The organism is Oceanibaculum sp. (assembly GCF_022449305.1).
Classification (GTDB): domain Bacteria; phylum Pseudomonadota; class Alphaproteobacteria; order Oceanibaculales; family Oceanibaculaceae; genus Oceanibaculum; species Oceanibaculum indicum.
In genome coordinates, this window is record NZ_JAKUSO010000033.1 from 1 (window position 1) to 18787 (window position 18787).

13 protein-coding genes are annotated in these 18787 nt (G+C 66.2%); 5 read left to right on the plus strand and 8 right to left on the minus strand.

What is annotated here, in order from left to right:
• On the plus strand, positions 1-539 hold a 539-nt coding region (locus MK313_RS11140), incomplete at its 5' end, for a calcium-binding protein (RefSeq protein ID WP_287781598.1).
• A gap of 3 nt (positions 540-542) precedes the next feature.
• Here MK313_RS11140 and MK313_RS11145 read toward each other — a convergent pair.
• The 4 genes from MK313_RS11145 to MK313_RS11160 all read right to left on the minus strand — a co-directional run bounded on the left by MK313_RS11145 (position 543) and on the right by MK313_RS11160 (position 5370).
• Complete coding sequence (locus MK313_RS11145) at positions 543-1154, minus strand: carbonic anhydrase (protein ID WP_008942845.1); 612 nt, start codon at positions 1152-1154, stop codon at positions 543-545.
• Between the two features lie 216 nt (positions 1155-1370).
• Positions 1371-3629 (minus strand): TonB-dependent receptor, encoded by a 2259-nt coding sequence (locus MK313_RS11150; RefSeq protein ID WP_287781601.1) that lies wholly within the window; start codon positions 3627-3629, stop codon positions 1371-1373.
• 138 nt (positions 3630-3767) lie between these two features.
• Positions 3768-4733, minus strand: a complete 966-nt coding sequence (locus tag MK313_RS11155) for a FecR family protein (protein WP_287781603.1) — start codon at positions 4731-4733, stop codon at positions 3768-3770.
• A 94-nt stretch (positions 4734-4827) separates the two neighbouring features.
• A complete protein-coding gene (locus tag MK313_RS11160) occupies positions 4828-5370 on the minus strand; it encodes a sigma-70 family RNA polymerase sigma factor (RefSeq protein ID WP_121216784.1) in 543 nt (180 codons plus the stop codon).
• Between the two features lie 246 nt (positions 5371-5616).
• On the opposite strand from MK313_RS11160, the gene MK313_RS11165 reads away from it, so the two are divergent.
• Together MK313_RS11165 and MK313_RS11170 are read left to right on the plus strand one after the other, a co-directional pair.
• A complete protein-coding gene (locus MK313_RS11165; RefSeq protein WP_244922186.1) occupies positions 5617-8787 on the plus strand; it encodes a WD40/YVTN/BNR-like repeat-containing protein in 3171 nt (1056 codons plus the stop codon).
• 29 nt (positions 8788-8816) lie between these two features.
• A complete protein-coding gene (locus tag MK313_RS11170; RefSeq protein WP_121216780.1) occupies positions 8817-10007 on the plus strand; it encodes an MFS transporter in 1191 nt (396 codons plus the stop codon).
• Positions 10008-10037: 30 nt separating this feature from the next.
• On the opposite strand, the gene MK313_RS11175 is transcribed toward MK313_RS11170, so the two are convergent.
• Both MK313_RS11175 and MK313_RS11180 read right to left on the minus strand, forming a co-directional pair.
• Positions 10038-13238: an efflux RND transporter permease subunit gene (locus MK313_RS11175; protein ID WP_287781607.1), complete on the minus strand. Its 3201-nt coding sequence runs from the start codon at positions 13236-13238 to the stop codon at positions 10038-10040.
• A gap of 51 nt (positions 13239-13289) precedes the next feature.
• A complete protein-coding gene (locus tag MK313_RS11180; RefSeq protein ID WP_287781608.1) occupies positions 13290-14519 on the minus strand; it encodes an efflux RND transporter periplasmic adaptor subunit in 1230 nt (409 codons plus the stop codon).
• Between the two features lie 165 nt (positions 14520-14684).
• Here MK313_RS11180 and MK313_RS11185 point away from each other — a divergent pair, with 165 nt between their 5' ends.
• Positions 14685-15314 (plus strand): TetR/AcrR family transcriptional regulator, encoded by a 630-nt coding sequence (locus MK313_RS11185; RefSeq protein ID WP_287781609.1) that lies wholly within the window; start codon positions 14685-14687, stop codon positions 15312-15314.
• Positions 15315-15340: 26 nt separating this feature from the next.
• Here MK313_RS11185 and MK313_RS11190 read toward each other — a convergent pair whose 3' ends face one another.
• Together MK313_RS11190 and MK313_RS11195 are read right to left on the minus strand one after the other, a co-directional pair.
• Positions 15341-17497: a xanthine dehydrogenase family protein molybdopterin-binding subunit gene (locus tag MK313_RS11190; protein WP_287781611.1), complete on the minus strand. Its 2157-nt coding sequence runs from the start codon at positions 17495-17497 to the stop codon at positions 15341-15343.
• Between the two features lie 3 nt (positions 17498-17500).
• Positions 17501-17962: a (2Fe-2S)-binding protein gene (locus tag MK313_RS11195; protein ID WP_287781613.1), complete on the minus strand. Its 462-nt coding sequence runs from the start codon at positions 17960-17962 to the stop codon at positions 17501-17503.
• A gap of 219 nt (positions 17963-18181) precedes the next feature.
• Between MK313_RS11195 and MK313_RS11200 the strand changes: the two genes are divergently transcribed.
• Positions 18182-18781, plus strand: a complete 600-nt coding sequence (locus tag MK313_RS11200) for a TetR/AcrR family transcriptional regulator (RefSeq protein WP_287781615.1) — start codon at positions 18182-18184, stop codon at positions 18779-18781.
• The last annotated feature ends 6 nt before the right edge of the window (positions 18782-18787 follow it).

Sequence of the window (18787 nt, forward strand, 5' to 3'; positions counted from 1 at the left end):
GCGGCGGCGGCGCTGACATCCTGACCGGCAATATCGGCAATGACACGATCAGCGGCGGCGCCGGCAACGACATCCTTTCCGGCCGCGGTGGCAACGACATCATCGATATGAGCGGCGGCGGCGACAACTGGGCGCAGGGCAATGAGGGCAGCGACACCATCATCGGCGGCCAGGGCAGCGACACGATCCGCGGCGGCAAAGGTCACGATTCCATCACCGGCGGCGGTGGCGACGATGTGCTCTATTCCGGCATGGGCAACGACACGCTGACCGGCGGTGCCGGCGCGGACAAATTCTTCCTGAAGGGTTTCAACCCGGCCTTCCCGAATGCCGTGCTGACGCCCACCATCACAGACTTTGAGCAGGGCGTGGATGTGCTGGCGGTGGAGAATGCGACACTGGCGGAGCTGGAGGCCGCCATCGCCAGCCAGACGGTGACCGACGCCGGCGTGGTGCTGACCGTCGCCGGTGCGACCATCACCCTGCTCGGCATCAGCCAGCTCACCGCCGCCGATATCGACGCCGGCTTCTATGGATAGGCGCTAGGGTCGCTCCGCCCCGGCTGGGCCGGTCACGGTGACATCGAGATCGCGCACCAGCCCGTCCGACAGGCCATAGATCCAGCCATGGATGGCAAGGTCCTGGCCACGCTCCCAGGCATCGCGCACGGTGACGGTCGCCGCGACATTGCCGACCTGGCGGATGACATTGTACTCGCACAGCGCGTTCGCCCGGTCATCGGGGTTGCCGATGGCCTCCAGCCGCTCGGCATGCTGGCGCTGTACCTCGCGCACCGGCTCCAGCCAGTGATCGACGATGCCGTGCTTCTCGCGCTTCAGCGTGGCCCGGATGCCGCCGCAGCCATAATGGCCGCAGACGATGATGTGGCGCACCTTCAGCGCATTCACCGCAAAGGCCAGCACCGACAGGAAGTTGATGTCGGTCGGGATCGCCAGATTGGCGATGTTGCGATGCACGAACAGCTCGCCCGGGTCCAGCCCGACGATCTCGTTCGCCGGCACCCGGCTGTCGGCGCAGCCGATCCACAGGAACTCCGGCGATTGCTGCGCGGCCAGCCGGCGGAAATAGTCGGGATCGCCCTTCTGCCGGTTGACCGACCAGGCGAGGTTGTTCTGGATCAGCCGGCCGATCACAGCCCCTGCTCCCCGCCGGGCGTGTGAACGGCTTTGTCGGAGTCGATAGGCACCAGCACCTCACGGGCAACGCAAGCACATACCGGCAGCATGCGGCCAGCCGGTCAATAAGGCTGCACCCTACCCGCTGGCACGGAGGGCACGCCAGCATGAATTGCCCGCTGCCGCCGCCACAGGAAACACTCCTGTCGCGGCGGCAGGCAGTTTGTCAGGCCCTCAGAAGGTCAGCTTGGCCTTCACCAGGAAGGACCGGCCCGGCTCATAGAGCGGGACGACATTGCCGAATTCCTGGCCATAGGTGGCGCGGTCGGCATAGGTCTCGTCGAAGATGTTGTTCGCCTCCGCCCGCAAGGTCAGATACTGCATCGAGGGCGGGGTGTACTGGGCGTAGAGACCGACCGCCTCATAGCTGTCGAGCGGTCGCAGACCGGCGGCCTCCGGATCGTTATTCTTCAGCGCCGCGTCCAGCGTGCCGCCAACCATCAGCCCGATGGACTGGAAGCTGTGCGCCACCTCCAGCGCGAAGATCTGCCCGACCGGCGTGCCGAGATACTGGCCGAGATCGGAATCGCCGGGCTCGCCGTTGATCTCGAAATCCGTGTCGGTATAGGTCAGCCGCGCGAAGCCGGGGCCCCAGTTGTAGCCGACCGAGAGGTTATAGCCCTCGGTCTCGAAATCGGCGGTCAGTGCTGCCCCGCCGCCATAGCTCTCATTTCGGGCATTGTCGAAATCGCTACGGAAGATACCGGCCCCGAAGGTGAAGCCCTTATAGTGGGTCTCGAAGCCGAGATTGACGTTCTCGGAGCGCACCGCCTCGATGCCGCCGGTATAGGTCCAGTTCTCGTTCAGGATGAAGTTCTCGGCCAGCGCCACGCCGCCGAACACACGGGAATAACCGGCCTTCAGCGTCAGCCAGTCGGTCGCGTCATAGGCCGCCGAAGCATTGCCGCTGAGCCCGTCATTATCGGTCGTGCTGCCATCCACCCCCTCGAACTCATGGCGATCGGCACGCGCGCCGAAGGACAGGCGTAGCCGGTCGATGGGGGTCAGCCGGGCCTGCGCATAGGCGCCGACATTGGTGGCGGCCTCGCGGATCGTCACTGTCGGGTCGCTGTATTCCGCCTCGTCATCGTAGAAATCGACGCCGACGGTCACGGTGTTGCCGGGGCTGAGGTTGAAGTCGTTCTCCACCTTGCCGGACAGGCTGCTGGTCACGCCGGCACTGCCATAGGGGGTGGGTACGCCCAGCTCGGTGCGACCGAAGCCGAGGACGACCTTGGGGTCGAACAGCCCCTCGGCATGCGGCGTGGAATAGTTGAACACGAAGTTCTGGCGTTTCAAATCATAGACGCGAACGCCCTCATTGCGGTTGGTCAGCCGGCCGATATTGGCGCGGAACGGGCGCACCGCCTCGTCATGCACCTGCTCTGCCGAGACCTCGAACCGGTGGCCTGAGTCGCTCTCATAGCCCAGCTTACCCAGCACACTCTGCAGGCCGGCACCGGTGCCCTCGACGGAGTTGCCGTCGCCATCCTTGTAGTTGCTGCCGTCGGCATCCTTGTAGAAGCCCAGCACCTCGAAGCCCTCATGCCGCGCATAGGCCGAACCGCTGAAGGCCAGCGTGTCGCCATTGGTGTTGTACTCGGTACCGACGAACCCGCCGACGGACTGGCCCGGCTTCAGCAAGTCGCCGGCATCCACCGTCTCGTAAACAATCGAGCCGCCCAGCGCGCCCGGCCCGGCATCGGCCGGAGCGACGCCCGGATCGACGCGCGCCAGCTTCAGCAGCGCCGGGTCGATCAAATTGGTGCCATTATGATGGAACACCTTGTTGTTCTGCCGGGCGCCGTCGATGCTGACCGCGAGGTTGGTTTCCTCAACGCCCTGGACATAAACCTTCTGGCTCATCGGCTGGCCGCCGCCGACAGAGACGCTGGCCTCGCCGGCGAAGACCTGCTTCATCGAGCCAGGATTGCGGCGCTCCAGCTCTTCCCGGCCGATGGTGATGGAATTGGCGCGGTCCGCGGCCCCGGCATGGGGGTCCGCCGAGGCCGCGCCCTCGACCACCACAGGGGAAAGCATGGTGGCGGAAGAGCTACTCTCCGGCTGCGCCAGGATCACCGCCCCGCTGGTGGTCATGCGGTAGCCAAGTGCAGTACCGGCCAGCAGCCGCTGCAGCGCCGCCTCCGCCGTCATGGTGCCGCTGACGCCCTTTGTCGCGGCGCCGCGCACCACATCGCCATGGGCCGATACCTGGATGCCGGCCTGCTGGCCGAAGGCGGGCAACGCCTGCGCCAGCGGCTGGGCCGGAATGTCGAAACGGCGCTGTTCGACCTGGGCGACCGCCCCTGATGTCTGCGCCTGTGAAGCACCCGGTACCGCCAGCGCCATGCCGATGGCCGTGCTGAACGCCAGCGACGCCAGCAGTGCCGCCCGTCCCGTCGAATTGTTCCTTGCCCGGATATGACCCGTCATCGCCTTCGCTCCCCCATGAACAGCGGAAAAGCGCCGATCCGCCCCCTTTGCGAATACGACGCAATGTTAGTTTCTGACTTAAGGACGATGGCGCGCGGGCCGCTGTTCAGAAAAAAACTGAAGAGGTCCGGATTTTTGTCAGCTTCCGGAGATAATTGTGATCCAGGGGAACAGCCGGTACAGCCGTGCACCCTGCGCCTCGGCAATGGCCGCGAAGGCGGCGTCCGGGTCGGTCAGGCTGTACACGCCGGTCAGCGGCTGCCGGGCGAGGCCATCCCCACGGAGGATGACGACGCCCTTATAGTAGGGGCGCAGTTCCGCCACCGCCTCTGCCACCGGCATGTCACGGGCGATCAGCCGCCCTTCCCGCCAGGCCGCGACTTCCTGTGGATTCATCCGGCCCTGCGCGCGCTTACCCTCCGGCCCGATCCTTACCCAGCCGCCTGCCGTCAGCACCGTCGCTTCGGCGGCATCGGTGACGCTGACTTTGCCCTCCTGCACGGCGACGCCGATGACATCCCGCATATCGCGGACCTCGAAAGCGGTGCCGAGTACCTTCGCCTCGACCCCGCCGGCCAACACCCGGAAAGGATGCGCCGGGTCCGGCGTCACCTCGAAAAAGGCCTGTCCGGCAAGCAGCGTGACAATGCGCCGGCCGCCCGTGAAATCGAGCGCGACCGCACTTTCCGGCGCCAGTTGGGCGCGGCTGCCATCGGCCAGCGTCAGCGTCGTGACCTGACCGCGCGGGCTGATATGATCGGCATTCAGCCGCAGCGCGGCATCGGGCAGCAGGATGACTGCAAGGCAGGCCGCCATCGCCGCCGCCATGAGGGCCAGCGCCCGGCGGCGCTGGGGAAAGGAAACGATTTTGCCCCGGGAGGCAACTGGCGCAGCCTCTTCGGGGGTGCCCTCCCTCTCCGCCCAGGCCGCGCGGTGCCGGGGCGTGGCCATGCCCAACACGTCATAGGTGTGGGCGATCTCCTCCCAGTCGCGTGCATGGGCAGGATCGGCGGCCAGCCAGCGCTCGAAGCCGGCGTGCAGCGCCTCATCTTCGGGCGCATCCAGCAACGCGATCATCCAGTCGCTGGCCTTCGACGGCTGCATCCGATCCTCCCTGGCTGGCGCCGTCATTCCGGCGCGGCGGCTATCCTGCTGAGTCATAGACGTTCCAGCCCCTAGCACCGTTCAGTCATCGCCATTACGGTCTTGCTGGCGGGTTTTTCGGATAAAGCCGGGCGCGGCAATGCTCCAGCCCGTCGGTGACCAGGCTGTGCGCGAGGCCGACAGAGATGCCGAGGCGAGCGGCAATCTCCCGCAGGCTGCAACCACCGAAGCGATGCATCTCCAGCGCGGTGCGCGTGCGCTCCGGCAGTTCGGCCATCGCCTGCATGACGAGCCTAAGTTCGCCGCGCGCGCCCACGACGGTTTCCGGCGACGGGCTGTCCGCGCCAAGCTGCCCCATGCTCTCCTCGGGATCGGGCGCCTGCCGGTCGCGTTCCCGGCTCAGCCGGCGGCGGAAATCGAGGGAGAGGTTGCGCACGATCCGGTAGAGATAGGCCAGCGGCTCACTCATCCCCTGCCCGCCGGCTTCCTGCTCCGCAGGAGCGGCATCGAATCGCAGGAAGGCCTCCTGCACGACATCCTCGGCCTGGGCGCGGTCGCCGACGATCCTGCTGGCATAGTTCAGCAGCGCACCGCGATGCGCCAGGAACAGATCCAGCCTGTCCGGGTTGCCAGCCAAAAGACAATTTCCCCTGCGCGTGCCATCATGCCTTGCACTTCAATGCGAGTGATTATCACTTCCTTGACGCCACGCCAATCCATTCCCCGCCTCAAGCCCAGCAACGCAGATCAGCCATCCGGGCCAGCGGTCCCACCCCCGCTTGCATTTGCAATTCCAACCGCGCAAGGATTGCAGCAAAGCCTCAAACATCGTCTCGACTCTTCATTCGATAATCAGCGACACAATCAGCGACGGGGAACAGGAATGGCTCACGATACGGGGGCGGCGTCCGGAATGCTGGATGCCATGAAATGGCGTTGCATCGGTCCGTCCAGGGGCGGGCGTGTGGTCGCGGTGGCAGGCGATGCCAACGATCCGATGACCTTCTATTTCGGCGCCTGCGCCGGCGGCGTCTGGAAGACCGTGGATGCCGGCGTCTATTGGCGCTGTGTCACCGACGGCTACCTCAGCAGCGCCACCATCGGCGCGCTGGCCGTCGCGCGATCCGATTCCAACGTCGTCTATGCCGGCACCGGCGAGACCACCATCCGCATCGACGTTTCCTATGGCGACGGTCTCTACCGCTCCACCGATGCCGGACGCAGCTGGCGCCATATGGGCCTTGCCGGCACCCGCCATATCGGCCGCATCTGCGTGCATCCGAGCGACCCCAACCTGCTCTATGTCGCGGCGCTGGGCGATGCCTTCGGCGCCAATGAGGATCGCGGCGTCTATCGCTCGCGCGATGGCGGCGAGAGCTGGGAGAAGATTCTGTATCGCGGCCCCGATGCCGGTGCGGTCGATCTGTCGATGGATCCGAACAATCCGCGCATCCTGTTCGCCTGTTTCTGGCAGGCGCGGCGCAGCTTCTGGAACCTGACCAGCGGCGGGCCGGGCAGCGGGCTGTTCCGGTCCTTCGATGGCGGCGACAGCTGGGAGGAAGTGACCGAGAAATCCGGTTTCCCCGGCGGGTTGCTGGGCAAGGTCGGCGTCTCCGTCTCGGCGGCGAAGGCCGGGCGGGTCTATGCCCTGGTCGAAGCGGAAGGCAGCAAGACCGGCCTCTACCGGACCGACGATTACGGCAGCACCTGGACCCAGGTCAGCCGCAACCGCGACCTGATGCACCGGCCCTGGTACTACACCCATGTGTTCGCCGATCCGGGCCATGCCGACACGCTCTATGTGACCAATTTCCAGATGTGGAAATCGACCGATGGCGGCCAGAACTTCACCGAGGTGACCACGCCGCACGGCGACAATCACGATCTGTGGATCGACCCCGCCAATCCGAAGCGGATGATCGAGGGCAATGACGGCGGCGCCTGCGTTTCCTTCAATGGCGGCGAAAGCTGGTCGTCGATCTATAATCAGCTGACCGCCCAGTTTTACCGGCTGGATGTCGATAACCAGTACCCCTACCGCGTCTATGGCACGCAGCAGGACAATACCTCCATCTCGGTGCCCAGCGCCTCGGAATGGGGTGTCATCACGCTGGCTGACTGCAGCTATCCGGGCACCGGCGAAAGCGGCTTCATCGCCGTGCACCCCGAGGATGCCAACATCGTCTATATCGGCGCCATCGGCTCCAGCCCTGGCGGCAGCGGCGCGCTGCAGCGCTATGACCACCGCACGCGGCAGATGCAGCTGATCAATGTCTGGCCGGAGGAATCGACCGGTATCGCACCGAAGGACATGCGCTACCGCTTTGCCTGGACCTACCCGATCCTGTTCTCGCCGCACGACAGCGGCACGCTCTATGCCGGCGGCAACCATGTGTTCCGCACCCGCGACGAGGGCATGAGCTGGGAGGAGATTTCCCCCGACCTCAGCCGCAACGATCCGTCGAAGCAGGATTATTCCGGCGGCCCGCTGACCCGCGACAGCGCCGGTGCCGAGACCTATGCGACCTGCGCCAGCCTGTACGAATCGAAGCACCGCAAGGGCGAGATCTGGGCCTCGACCGACGACGGCCTCGTGCATGTCACGCGCGACGATGGCAAGAGCTGGCAGAATGTGACGCCGAAAGAGATGCCGGAACTGGCCTATGTTGGCAGCGTCGAGGTGTCGGAACTGGATGCCGACACGATCTATGTCTCGGCAACCTGCTACAAGCTGGCCGACTACAAGCCCTACCTGTTCCGCTCCACCGATGGCGGCAAGAGCTGGAAGAAGATCACCGGCGACCTGCCCGATGGCGAGATCACCCGCGTCCTGCGGGCCGACCCGGTGCGTGCCGGGCTGCTCTATACCGGCACCGAGACCGGCATCTTCTACAGCCTGGACGATGGCGCGCACTGGACCCGCATGGGCGGCGGCTTCCCGGTCGTGCCGGTGTACGACATCAAGGTGAAGAACGGCGATCTGGTGGTTGCCACGCATGGCCGGTCCTTCTGGATCCTGGACGATGTGACTCCGCTGCGGAAGCTGCCGGCCCAGCCGAAGGGCGCGCAGCTTTTCGCGCCGCGTCCGTCGATCCGCAGCAAGCTGGTGTGGAGTGCCGGCCGCCATGGCCGAGACGGCATCAGCTACGGCCCGGCCTTCGGCATTTCCGGCAGCACCGAGAATGTGACGCTGCCCGACGGCACGAAGCAGCGCCTGCATCTGGATGTCGGCGAGAATCCGCCGCAGGGCGCCATCGTCTATTACTGGCTGGACAAGGATGCGGATGGCCCGGTGCGCCTCAGCTTCCGCGATGCCAAGGGAGCGGAGATCGCCAGCTTCACCAGCGACGACAAGGATGCCGCCCCGGCGCGCAAGCCCGGCACGAAGGCGGGCCTGAACCGGTTCATCTGGGACATGAAGTACCCGGCGGCGGTGAAGATCGACGATGCGCTGCGCGGACAGGCGGTGAAGCCGCTGGCCGGCAATGGCGAGCCGCCGGCCGGCCCGCCGGTGGTGCCGGGCAGCTACAGCGTCACGCTGGAAGCTGCCGGCAAGACGCAGAGCGAAAGCTTCACCATCGAGAAGGACCCGCGCGTCAGCACCAAGCCGGCGGATTTCGCCGCGCAGTTCGACCTGCACAAGCAGTTGCATGACTGCCTGTCACGGCTGAACGGCACGGTGAACCGCATCCGCCTGCTGAAGCGCCAGGCCACCGACATCAAGGACCGCGCCAATGGCAGCGGGCTGGCGGACCAGGCGGCCGGGCTGATCGGCAAGCTGGAAGCCATCGAAGGCGTGCTGGTCGATATCAAGCGGGAAGGCTCGCGTGACGTGCTGCGCAACCCGGCCGGCCTCGACGATACGCTGGTCGATCTCATCAATGTCGTGGCCATCGCCGATGCCGCGCCCACCAAGCAGGCCCGCGAGGTCTCGGAAGAGATCATCGGCAAGGTCGATGCCGAACTGGCAAAGCTCGACGCGCTGGTGAAGGGCGATGTGGCGGCGGTGAATGCGGCGGCGCAGAAAGCCGGCATCGCGCACCTATCGGCCTGAGGCACGGCGGGGAAGGAACCGGACAGGCCATGCTGAGACAGCCGGCGAGCTTCTGGCGCCTGTTCGGTGCCGACTTCATCCTGCGCACCGCCTATCAGATGGGCAAGACGCCGGTGCTGCCGCTGTTCGCAGCGGCCATCGGCGCCGGGCAGATGCTGATCGGCAGCATCGTGGCGGTCTCCACGGTGACCGGCATGCTGCTGAAGCCGATGATCGGCGCCCTGTCGGACCGCTGGGGCCGGCGTCTGTGGCTGTGGCTGGCGCTGGTGGTGTTCGCCGGCACGCCCTTCCTCTACCAGTTTGTGACAACGCCGGACGAGCTGCTGGTGCTGCGGCTGTTCCATGGCACCGCGACCGCCATCTTCGGGCCGGTCACGCTGGCCTACATCATCGAGATGGGGCGGGAAGAACGGGCCACCCGGCTCGGCTGGTTCGAGATGGCGCGGTCGGGCGGCTATTTCTTCGCGCCCGCCATCACCGGCTGGCTGCTGACCATCATGCCGCCGGAGCAGGTGTTCACCATCATCGGCGCGCTCAGCTGCCTTGCCTTCATTCCCGTCGCCTTCATGACGCATACGGACACGCCACTACAGGCGCAGCGGGAACATCGGCCCAGCCTGTGGCGGCAGCTCGCCACCGGCTTCAGCCATGCCGCCAGCCGCATTGAGCTGTGGTTCGCCAGCTGCCTTGAGGTGACGGTCTATTGCGTGACCTACGGGCTGAAGGCCTTCCTGCCGATCTTCGCGGTGCAGGAGGCGGGATTCAGCGTGCTGGCCGCCGGCCTGTTCTTCACCGTGCAGGAGGCCGCGCACATGCTGACCCGGCCCATCGGCGGGCGGCTAGGCGACCGGCGCGGCTACCTGCCGGCGATTTCCGGCGGCATGGCGGTGCTGGGCGCCGCCCTGCTGCTGCTGCCGACGACAACGACCGGGGCGGAGCTGGTCGCCGTCGCAGTGCTGAGCGGCATCGCCCAGGGGCTGATCTTCCCCTCCACCGTGGCGCTGGTCGGCAATGCGGTGTCCGCCAGCCATACCGGCCTTGGGCTCGGCATGTACGGTACGATGAAGAATCTGGGCAAGGTGATCGGCCCGATTGCCACCGGAGCGATGCTGGAGCTGCTGTCCTACGGCACCGTGTTTCGGGCGCTGGCTGGCTTCATCCTGGCGGTGGCGCTGTTCGTGCTGCTGACCCACCGCCAGCGTCAGCGCGTGTATGAGTAATCCGGGGCGCTAGCCGGCCCCGGATTAATCTCAGACAGTCTGATCGGACGGCGGCAGGCTGTGCCCTGGCCCGGCCACCGGGCCGCCGACATGCTTCAGCGGACGGTTGCCCGCCAGACGGCGCAGCAGCACATAGAACACCGGCGTCAGGAAGATGCCGAAGAAGGTCACGCCGATCATGCCGGAGAACACGGCGATGCCCATGGCCTGGCGCATCTCCGCCCCCGCGCCGCTGGAAATCACCAGCGGCACCACGCCCATGATGAAGGCCAGCGAGGTCATCAGGATCGGCCGCAGGCGCAGCCGGCTGGCCTCGATGGCGGCCTCCACCGGCTTCATGCCGGACAGTTCCAGCTCGCGGGCAAACTCCACGATCAGGATGGCGTTCTTCGCCGACAGCCCGACCAGCACGATTAACCCGATCTGCGTGAAGACGTTGTTGTCGCCGCCGCTGATCCACACGCCCGCCATCGCCGCCAGCAGCCCCATCGGCACGATCAGGATGATGGCGATGGGCAGGGTCAGGCTCTCGTACTGCGCGGCCAGCACCAGGAACACCAGCAGGATGGCCAGCGGGAACACCAGGATGGCAGAATTGCCGGCCAGAATTTCCTGATAGGTCAGCTCCGTCCATTCATAGGCCATGCCCGGAGGCAGGGTCTCCGCGGCGATCCGGTCGATGGCGGCCTGTGCCTCGCCGGTGGAATAGCCGGGCGCGGCCCCGCCATTCACATCCGCTGACAGGAAGCCATTATAGCGCATCGCGCGCTCCGGACCCGCCGCCTCCTTCACCCGCAGCACGGCGGACAACGGCACCATCTCGCCATTGCTGGAGCGGACCTGCAGCCGGCCGATATCCTCGGCCCGCGCACGATATTCCGCATCGGCCTGCACACGGACCGAATAGGTGCGGCCGAACTTGTTGAAATCATTCACATAGAGCGACCCCAGATAGATCTGCAGCGTCTCGAACACATCGGTCACGGAGACGCCCAGCTGGCGGGCGCGCGTGCGGTCGATATCGGCATAGAGCTGCGGCACATTCACCTGATAGCTGGAGAAGATGCCGGCCAGCTCCGGCGTCTGGTAGGCGCGGGCGACGAAGGCCTTGGTCGCCTGATCCAGCGCGGCATAACCCTGGCCGGTGCGGTCCTCCAGCTGCAGCTTGAAGCCGCCGATGGTGCCCAGCCCCTGCACCGGCGGCGGCGGGAACATGGCGATGAACGCCTCCTCGATGCCGGCGAACTTCTGGTTCAGCTGCATGGCGATGGCGTTGCCGCCCAGCGCCGGGTCCTTGCGCAGGTGGAAATCATCCAGCCCGACGAACACGATGCCGGAATTGGAGCTGTTGGTGAAACCGTTGATCGACAGGCCGGGAAAGGCGATGGCGTCGCGCACGCCCGGCTGCTGCAGGGCGATTTCACCCATCTGCCGGATCACCTCTTCCGTGCGGTCCAGCGTGGCGCCGTCGGGCAGCTGCGCGAAGCCCACCAGATACTGCTTGTCCTGGCCCGGCACGAAACCGCCCGGCACGCTCCTGAACAGGCCGACGGTCAATCCGACCAGCAGCAGATAGACTGCCATCATCAGCGTCTTGCGCGAGATCACGCCGCGCAGACCGTTGCCATAGGCGTTGGAGCCGCGGTTGAAGGCCCGGTTGAAGCCGCGGAACAGCCAGCCGAACAGCCTGTCCATGCCGCGGCTCAGCGCATCCTTCGGCGCGTGGTGCGACTTCAGCAGCAGCGCCGCCAGCGCCGGCGACAGCGTCAGCGAGTTGATGGCCGAGATGATGGTGGAGATCGAGATGGTCAGCGCGAACTGCTTGTAGAACTGGCCGGTCAGGCCGGTGATGAAGGCCAGCGGCACGAACACCGCCACCAGCACCAGCGCAATGGCGATGATCGGGCCGGACACTTCGCGCATCGCGCGGTAGGTCGCCTCGACGGGGGTCAGCCCCTCCTCGATGTTGCGCTCGACATTCTCCACCACGACGATGGCGTCATCGACCACGATGCCGATGGCCAGCACTAGCCCGAACAGGGTCAGCGCGTTGATCGAGAAGCCGAACACATACATCACCGCGAAGGTGCCGACGATGGAGACCGGCACCGCCAGCAGCGGGATGATCGAGGCGCGCCAGGTCTGCAGGAACAGGATCACCACCAGCACGACCAGCACGATGGCTTCCAGCAGCGTCATCACAACGGCGTCGATGGAGGCGCGCACGAACTGCGTGGTGTCATAGACGATCTGGTATTCCACGCCTTCCGGCATGTTCTGCTGGATTTCGTCCATCACCACGCGGACCTGGTCGGAGATCTCGATGGCGTTGGAACCGGGCGACTGGAACACCGGCACGGCGACCGCCGGCTTGTTGTTCAGGAGCGAGCGCAGCGCATATTCCGCCGCGCCCATCTCGACCCGGGCGATATCCTTCAGCCGGGTCACCTGCCCGTCCGCGCCGGACTTCACGATGATCTCGCCGAATTCCTCCTCGGTTTCCAGACGGCCCTGTGCGTTCACCGAAAGCTGCAAATCGATGCCCGGCACGCTGGGCGAGGCGCCCACCACGCCGGCGGCGGCCTGCACGTTCTGCGCGCGGATCTCGTTCACCACATCGCTGGCCGACAGGCCCAGCTCCGCCACCTTGTCGGGGTCGAGCCAGATGCGCATGGAATAGTCGCCGGAGCCGAACAGCTGCACATCGCCGACACCGTCGATACGCGCCAGCCGGTCCTTCACATTGAGGACGGCATAGTTGCGCAGATAGGTCATGTCATAGCGGTCGTTCGGCGACAGCAGATGCACGACCATCATCAGGTCGGGCGAGCTTTTCACCGTGGTGATGCCGAGGCGGCGCACCTCCTCCGGCAGGCGCGGCTCGGCCTGCGAGACGCGGTTCTGCACCAGTTGCTGTGCCTTGTCCGGGTCGGTGCCCAGCTTGAAGGTGACGGTCAGCGTCATCAGCCCGTCGGTGGTCGCCTGGCTGCTCATATAGAGCATGTCCTCGACGCCGTTGATCGCCTCCTCGATGGGGGTGGCCACCGTCTCGGCGATGACGCGCGGGTTGGCGCCCGGATAATTGGCACGCACCACGATCTGCGGCGGCACCACCTCGGGATATTCCGACACCGGCATGGAGCGCAGCGCGATCAGGCCGGCCACAAAGATCAGGACCGACAGAACGCCCGCGAAAATGGGGCGGTCGATGAAGAATTTGGAGATATTCATGAAAACAGACTCCGCCCGATCAGGCGTTGGGCAGCCCGGCTGACGCAGCGCTTAGCGCTGCGCCACCGATGTGCTGCCGGCAGGCTTGGAAGGATTGTACATGCTGACCATCTGCGGGGCGACGACCGCGCCCGGCCGCACCCGATGCAGGCCGTTCACGACGATGCGCTCGCCGGCTTCCAGCCCGGAGGTGACGACGCGCAGCCCGTCCTCGGTGGAGGCACCCAGCGCCACCTCGCGATAGCCGACCTTGTTCTCACCATCGACCACCAGCACGAACTTCTTGTCCTGGTCGGTACCGATGGCCCGTTCGGAGATCACCAGCAGCGAATCGGCCTTGGCCTCGCCCATGCGCAGCCGCACGAACTGGCCCGGCATCAGCAGCCCCTGGGAATTGTCGAACTGGGCCCGCACGCGCACCGTGCCGCTGCGGGCATCGACGGCATTGTCGATCAGCTGCAGCTGGCCGGTATGTTCGGTGCCACCGCTGCCGATGGTGCCCATCTGCACGGGAATGCGATCGATGGCGCCTGGCGTGCCCTGGGCGGCCAGATCGTGCAGCGACGCGCTGACGATCCGCTCATTCACGTCGAAGCCGGCATAGATCGGATCGACCGACACCAGATTGGTCAGCACCGGCGCGCCGGGACCGGCGGCCACGAGGTTGCCGACGGTGATCTCCAGCTTGCCGACGCGGCCGGAGACCGGCGCCTTGATCTCGGTATAGCCGAGATTGAGCTGGGCCGCCTGCAGCCCGGCCTGGGCGGCGCGCAGGTTGGCCACCGCCTCGGTATAGGCGCTGACCCGCTGATCGACAACGCTCTGCGAGATCGTCCCACGGTTGGACTGCTGGAGCTGCTGCGCGCGGTCACGCTCCTTGCGGGCGAAGGAGACGCGGGTTTCCGCCGCCGCCACCTCGGCTTGCAGCCGGGCGACCTCCGCCTTGTAGGGGTCGGGATCGATGGTGATGAGCAGGTCGCCCTTGCGGACCAGCCCGCCCTCGCGGAAATGCACCGACTGCACCGCGCCAGACACGCGCGAGCGGATATCCACCCGCTCAACCGCTTCCAGCCGGCCGGAGAATTCATTCCACAGGCCGGTCTCGCGGCGCTCCACCGTCGCCACGGAGACGGGGACGGCGCTGGGCGCCTGCGCCGCCGGGGCCGGCGTATCGTCGGCCAGCACGGCATGCCAGCCTTGCGTGAGAAAGAGGCCGCCACCGGCTGCGGTGACGCCAAGGATGAATGCGGCGCCCAGAAGGCGCCGTAAGGCCTTGTTCATATGAGGACTCCTTGACCGGTGGTCGGTTCGCTGAGTGGCGGGGTGGCGCGGTCAAGGCCGGCTGCCCATCCAGTTCTGTAGCGTTTGTTACAGATATGCCGCTGGACGGATACCGTCAAGCGAATTATATAGTGCTTAGTAAAAAATTAAAAAAGGAGGATCGCCATGGCTAAGGGCCGTCCCCGCTCATTCGATATGGACGAGGCTCTCGACCAGGCTCTGCACCTGTTCTGGACCAAGGGCTATGAGGGCACCTCGCTGTCCGATCTGACGCAGGCGATGGGCATCAGCCCGCCCAGCCTCTATGCCGCCTTCGGCAACAAGGAGGAGCTGTTCCGCCGTGCGCTCGACCGGTACATGCAGGAAACCATCGACTTCGACGGCATCATGAGCGCGCCGACCGCCCGCGAAGTGGCGGAAAGGATGCTGCATATCAGCACCCAGATGGACCCGGAACGCCCGGCTGGCTGCCTGCTGGTGCAGGCGGCGCTGTCCTGCTCGGAAGCCTCCGATTCGGTACGCAAGGAGCTGATCGCCCGCCGCAAAGCCGGAGAGGACGCCCTGCGCACCCGTTTCGAGCGCGCCGTGCGCGAGGGCGACCTGCCGGCGACTGCCGACCCTGCCCTGCTGGCCGGCTACCTGACGGTCACCGCCGAGGGCATGGCCGTTCATGCCGCCAGCGGTGCCAGTCCAGAGACGCTGCGCGGCATTGCCAACGCCGCCCTCCAGGCCTGGTCCGTGCTGATTGCCGGCGACAAGAGCAGCGCTTCCCTGCCGGGTGAGGCGGCGGATTAGCCGCCGCCTCTCTCCAACAACGCCGGTCACGCGGTCTCCCGCACCATCGGCAGACGCTCCGGCCGGCCAACGCCCAGCCGGGCCATCGCATTGGCAACGGCGGGGCCGATGGGCGGCACGCCTGGCTCACCGACACCCGTGGGTGCCTCTGTCGAGGGCACGATGACGACCTCGATTTCCGGCATCTCATCGATGCGCAGCGAACGGTAGGTATCGAAGTTGCGCTGCACCGGCTGGCCGCCATCCAGGGCCACCTCGGCATAGAGCACATGGCCCAGGCCATAGCCGATGCCGCCCTCGATCTGCGCCCGGATCACGTCCGGATTAACGGCGACGCCGGAATCGATGGCGCACCAGACCTTGTGCACCCTCGGCCCGTTATCGCCCATCGAGACCTCGGCGATCTGCGCGACATAGCTGCCGAAGCTCTCGACCGCCGCCACACCGCGCGCCCGTCCTTCCGCCGGACGGCTGCCCGACCAGTCGGCAAGCTTCGCGACTTGCCGCAGCGCACCGGCCAGACGCGGCTTGTCCGCCATCATCGCCAGCCTTCCCTCGACCGGGTCCTGCCCGGCCTCCTCCAGCAACCGGTCGATGAAGCATTCGACCGCATAGCCGGTATGGGTATGGCCGACCGAACGCCACCACAGCACCGGCACCGGCGATTCCACCGTGTGCAGGTCACAGCGGAAATTGGCGACCTTGTAGGGCAGCTCCCGCGCGCCCTCGACGGAGGTGGCGTCAATGCCGTCCTTCACCAGGAACTGCTCGAACGGCGTACCGATGGCCAGCGACTGGCCGACAACAGTGTTGCTCCAGCCGGTGATCCTGCCGTCCTTGATCGCACCCTTCATGCGGTGCACGAAGATGGAGCGGTAATAGCCGCCGGTGATGTCGTCCTCGCGGCTCCAGACCAGCTTCACCGGGCGGTTCGGACCGATGGCCTTGGCCGCCTCCGCCAGCTCCACCGCAAGCTGGGCATCGCCCTGCGCGCGCCGGCCGAAGCTGCCGCCACCCAGCAGGGTTTCAACCGTCACCTTGCCGGGCTCCAGCCCCAGCACCTTGGCGATGGTCATGTGGTCCAGCGTCTGCAGCTGGCTGCCGAAGCGGGCGCGAGCCGTCTGCCCGTCCCATTCCAGATAACCGTCCAGAGGCTCCATAGGCGCGTGGGCTAGGTAGGGGAAGATATATTCCGCCTCAACGATCTTCGCGCCATCGCCAAAGGCCGCATCGGCATCGCCATGCGCCCCGGCGACCACACCCGGCTTTTTGGCGAGTGCCCGGTATTCCTCGATCATCGCCTCGCTGCCGCGCGTCTCGGCAGTGCTGTCGTCCCACTCGACGGACAGTGCCTCGCGCCCCTTCAGCGCCGGCCACATGCCCTCGGCATAGACCGCGACGCCGGAGGACAGCTGCTTCACATCGACGACACCGCGCACCTTGCGGGCCGCACTGTCATCGAACCGCACCAGCTTCGCACCGAAGCGCGGCGGCCGGGCGACCACCACGGTCAGCATGCCGGGCGTGCGGATGTCGATGGTGTATTCCGCCGTGCCGTTCACCTTGGCCGCGGTGTCCAGCTTGCGCAGCGCCTGCCCTTCCCTGCCGATCAGCTTGAAGGCAGACGGGTTTTTCAGCGCCACCTTCTCCGGCACCGGCAGGCCGGATGCGGCCTCGGCGAACTCACCGAACCGGCCGGTCTTGCCCGACGGATGGCGCAGCTGGCCGCGCTCGATGGTGATCTCGCCGGCTGGCACCTTCCAGCGCGCCGCAGCCGCCTGCACCAGCATGGCGCGCGCCGTGGCGCCTGCCTGGCGCATCTGCATGTAGGAATTGGCGATGGCGGTAGAGCCGCCAGTACCCTGCACGCCGAAGGCCAGGTTCTTGTAAAGCTCGACATTGGCAGGCGCATGCTCGGCCCGCATCTGCGCCCAGTCGGCGTCCATCTCCTCGGCGACCAGGGTGCTGAGGCCGGTGAACGGCCCCTGGCCGAACTCGATATGCTTCACCAGCACGGTCACGGTGTCGTCAGCGCCGACCCGCACGAAGGCGTTCGGCGCGAAAGTGCCGCCCTTGGCCGGGGGGGCGCCCCTGGCCTTGCCGATCAGCGGCAATTGCAGGGCGAGGGTAAGGCCGGCCGCGCCTTGCAGCACGGCACGGCGGGAAACGCGCATGGCAGTCATGGATCAGCCCTCCAGGGAACGGGCGGCGTCGTGGATCGCGGCCCGGATACGGACATAGGTGGCGCAGCGGCACAGATTGCCGTTCATCGCCGCGTCGATATCCGCGTCGGTCGGCGTCCGGTTCTCGGTCAACAGCGCGACGGCGCTCATCACCTGGCCGGACTGGCAATAACCGCACTGCGGCACGTCATGCGCGGTCCAGGCGGCCTGAACGGCGCGCGCCTCGGGGCTGGTGATCGCCTCGATGGTGGTCACCTCGCTGTCGGCGAGGACCGAGACCGGGAAGACGCAGGAACGCTGCGCCACGCCGTCCACGAAGACGGTGCAGGCGCCGCACTGCGCCATGCCGCAGCCGAATTTGGTGCCGGTCAGGCCCAGCGTGTCGCGCAGGACCCAGAGCAAGGGGGTATCGTCATCGACATCGACGCTGTGCGTCTGGCCGTTGACCTTGAGCGTGGTGGACATGGCTGCCTCACAGGTAGCTGGAATGGGACAAAACTGGTTGGACGCCGGAGGAACGGGGACGGCCGGCTCCTTCAAGCCGGTTTGCGTACAGCCGTTCCTCCTGTATGAGTTTTTGGGTGTCCAATCTTTTGTCGGACATCATATACTAATTAGACTCGATGGTCTTATCGAGTATAGTCCGTCCAAACGGAGCGTCTGTCAATACCCGCCATGCGTCCAATGAATGAAATTTGCGAGACAAGTGCGCTGACCAAGATGGAGCAGGTCGCCGATGCGGCGCGCCGGCTGTTTGCCCGCTATGGCTACAAGCGCACCTCCATGGATGATATTGCGCGTGAGGCCGGCGTTGCCAAGGCCACGCTCTATCTGCATTTCAAGGGCAAGGACGATGTGTTCCGCACCATGATGCGGCGCACTGCCGATCTGGTGCTGACGCGCTGCGACGCGGCGCTGACCAGCGGCGCCCCCTTCGCCGAGCGTCTGGAAGGCGTACTGGGTGCCTATTACGGCACCTGGATCGACCTGTTCGGCGACCCGGCCCATTGGGGCGAGCTGGTGCTGGTGAAGACGCAGATCGCCATGGACCAGGCGAAGGAGCTGGAAGGCCTCTATATCGACCGGTTCCGGGGATTCCTGGCCAGGGCGGAAGCCGATGGCGAGATCGATCTGTCGCGCGCCGGCACCGATGCCGACCAGCTCTGCCAGACGCTGATGCAGGCGGCCCTCGGCGCCAAGAGCGGCACCCCGCCGACGCCGGATGAATTCCGCCAGCGGCTGCGCAACATCGCCCGTCTGGCCGCCGCCGCCCTGATCCGCTGAAAGCCC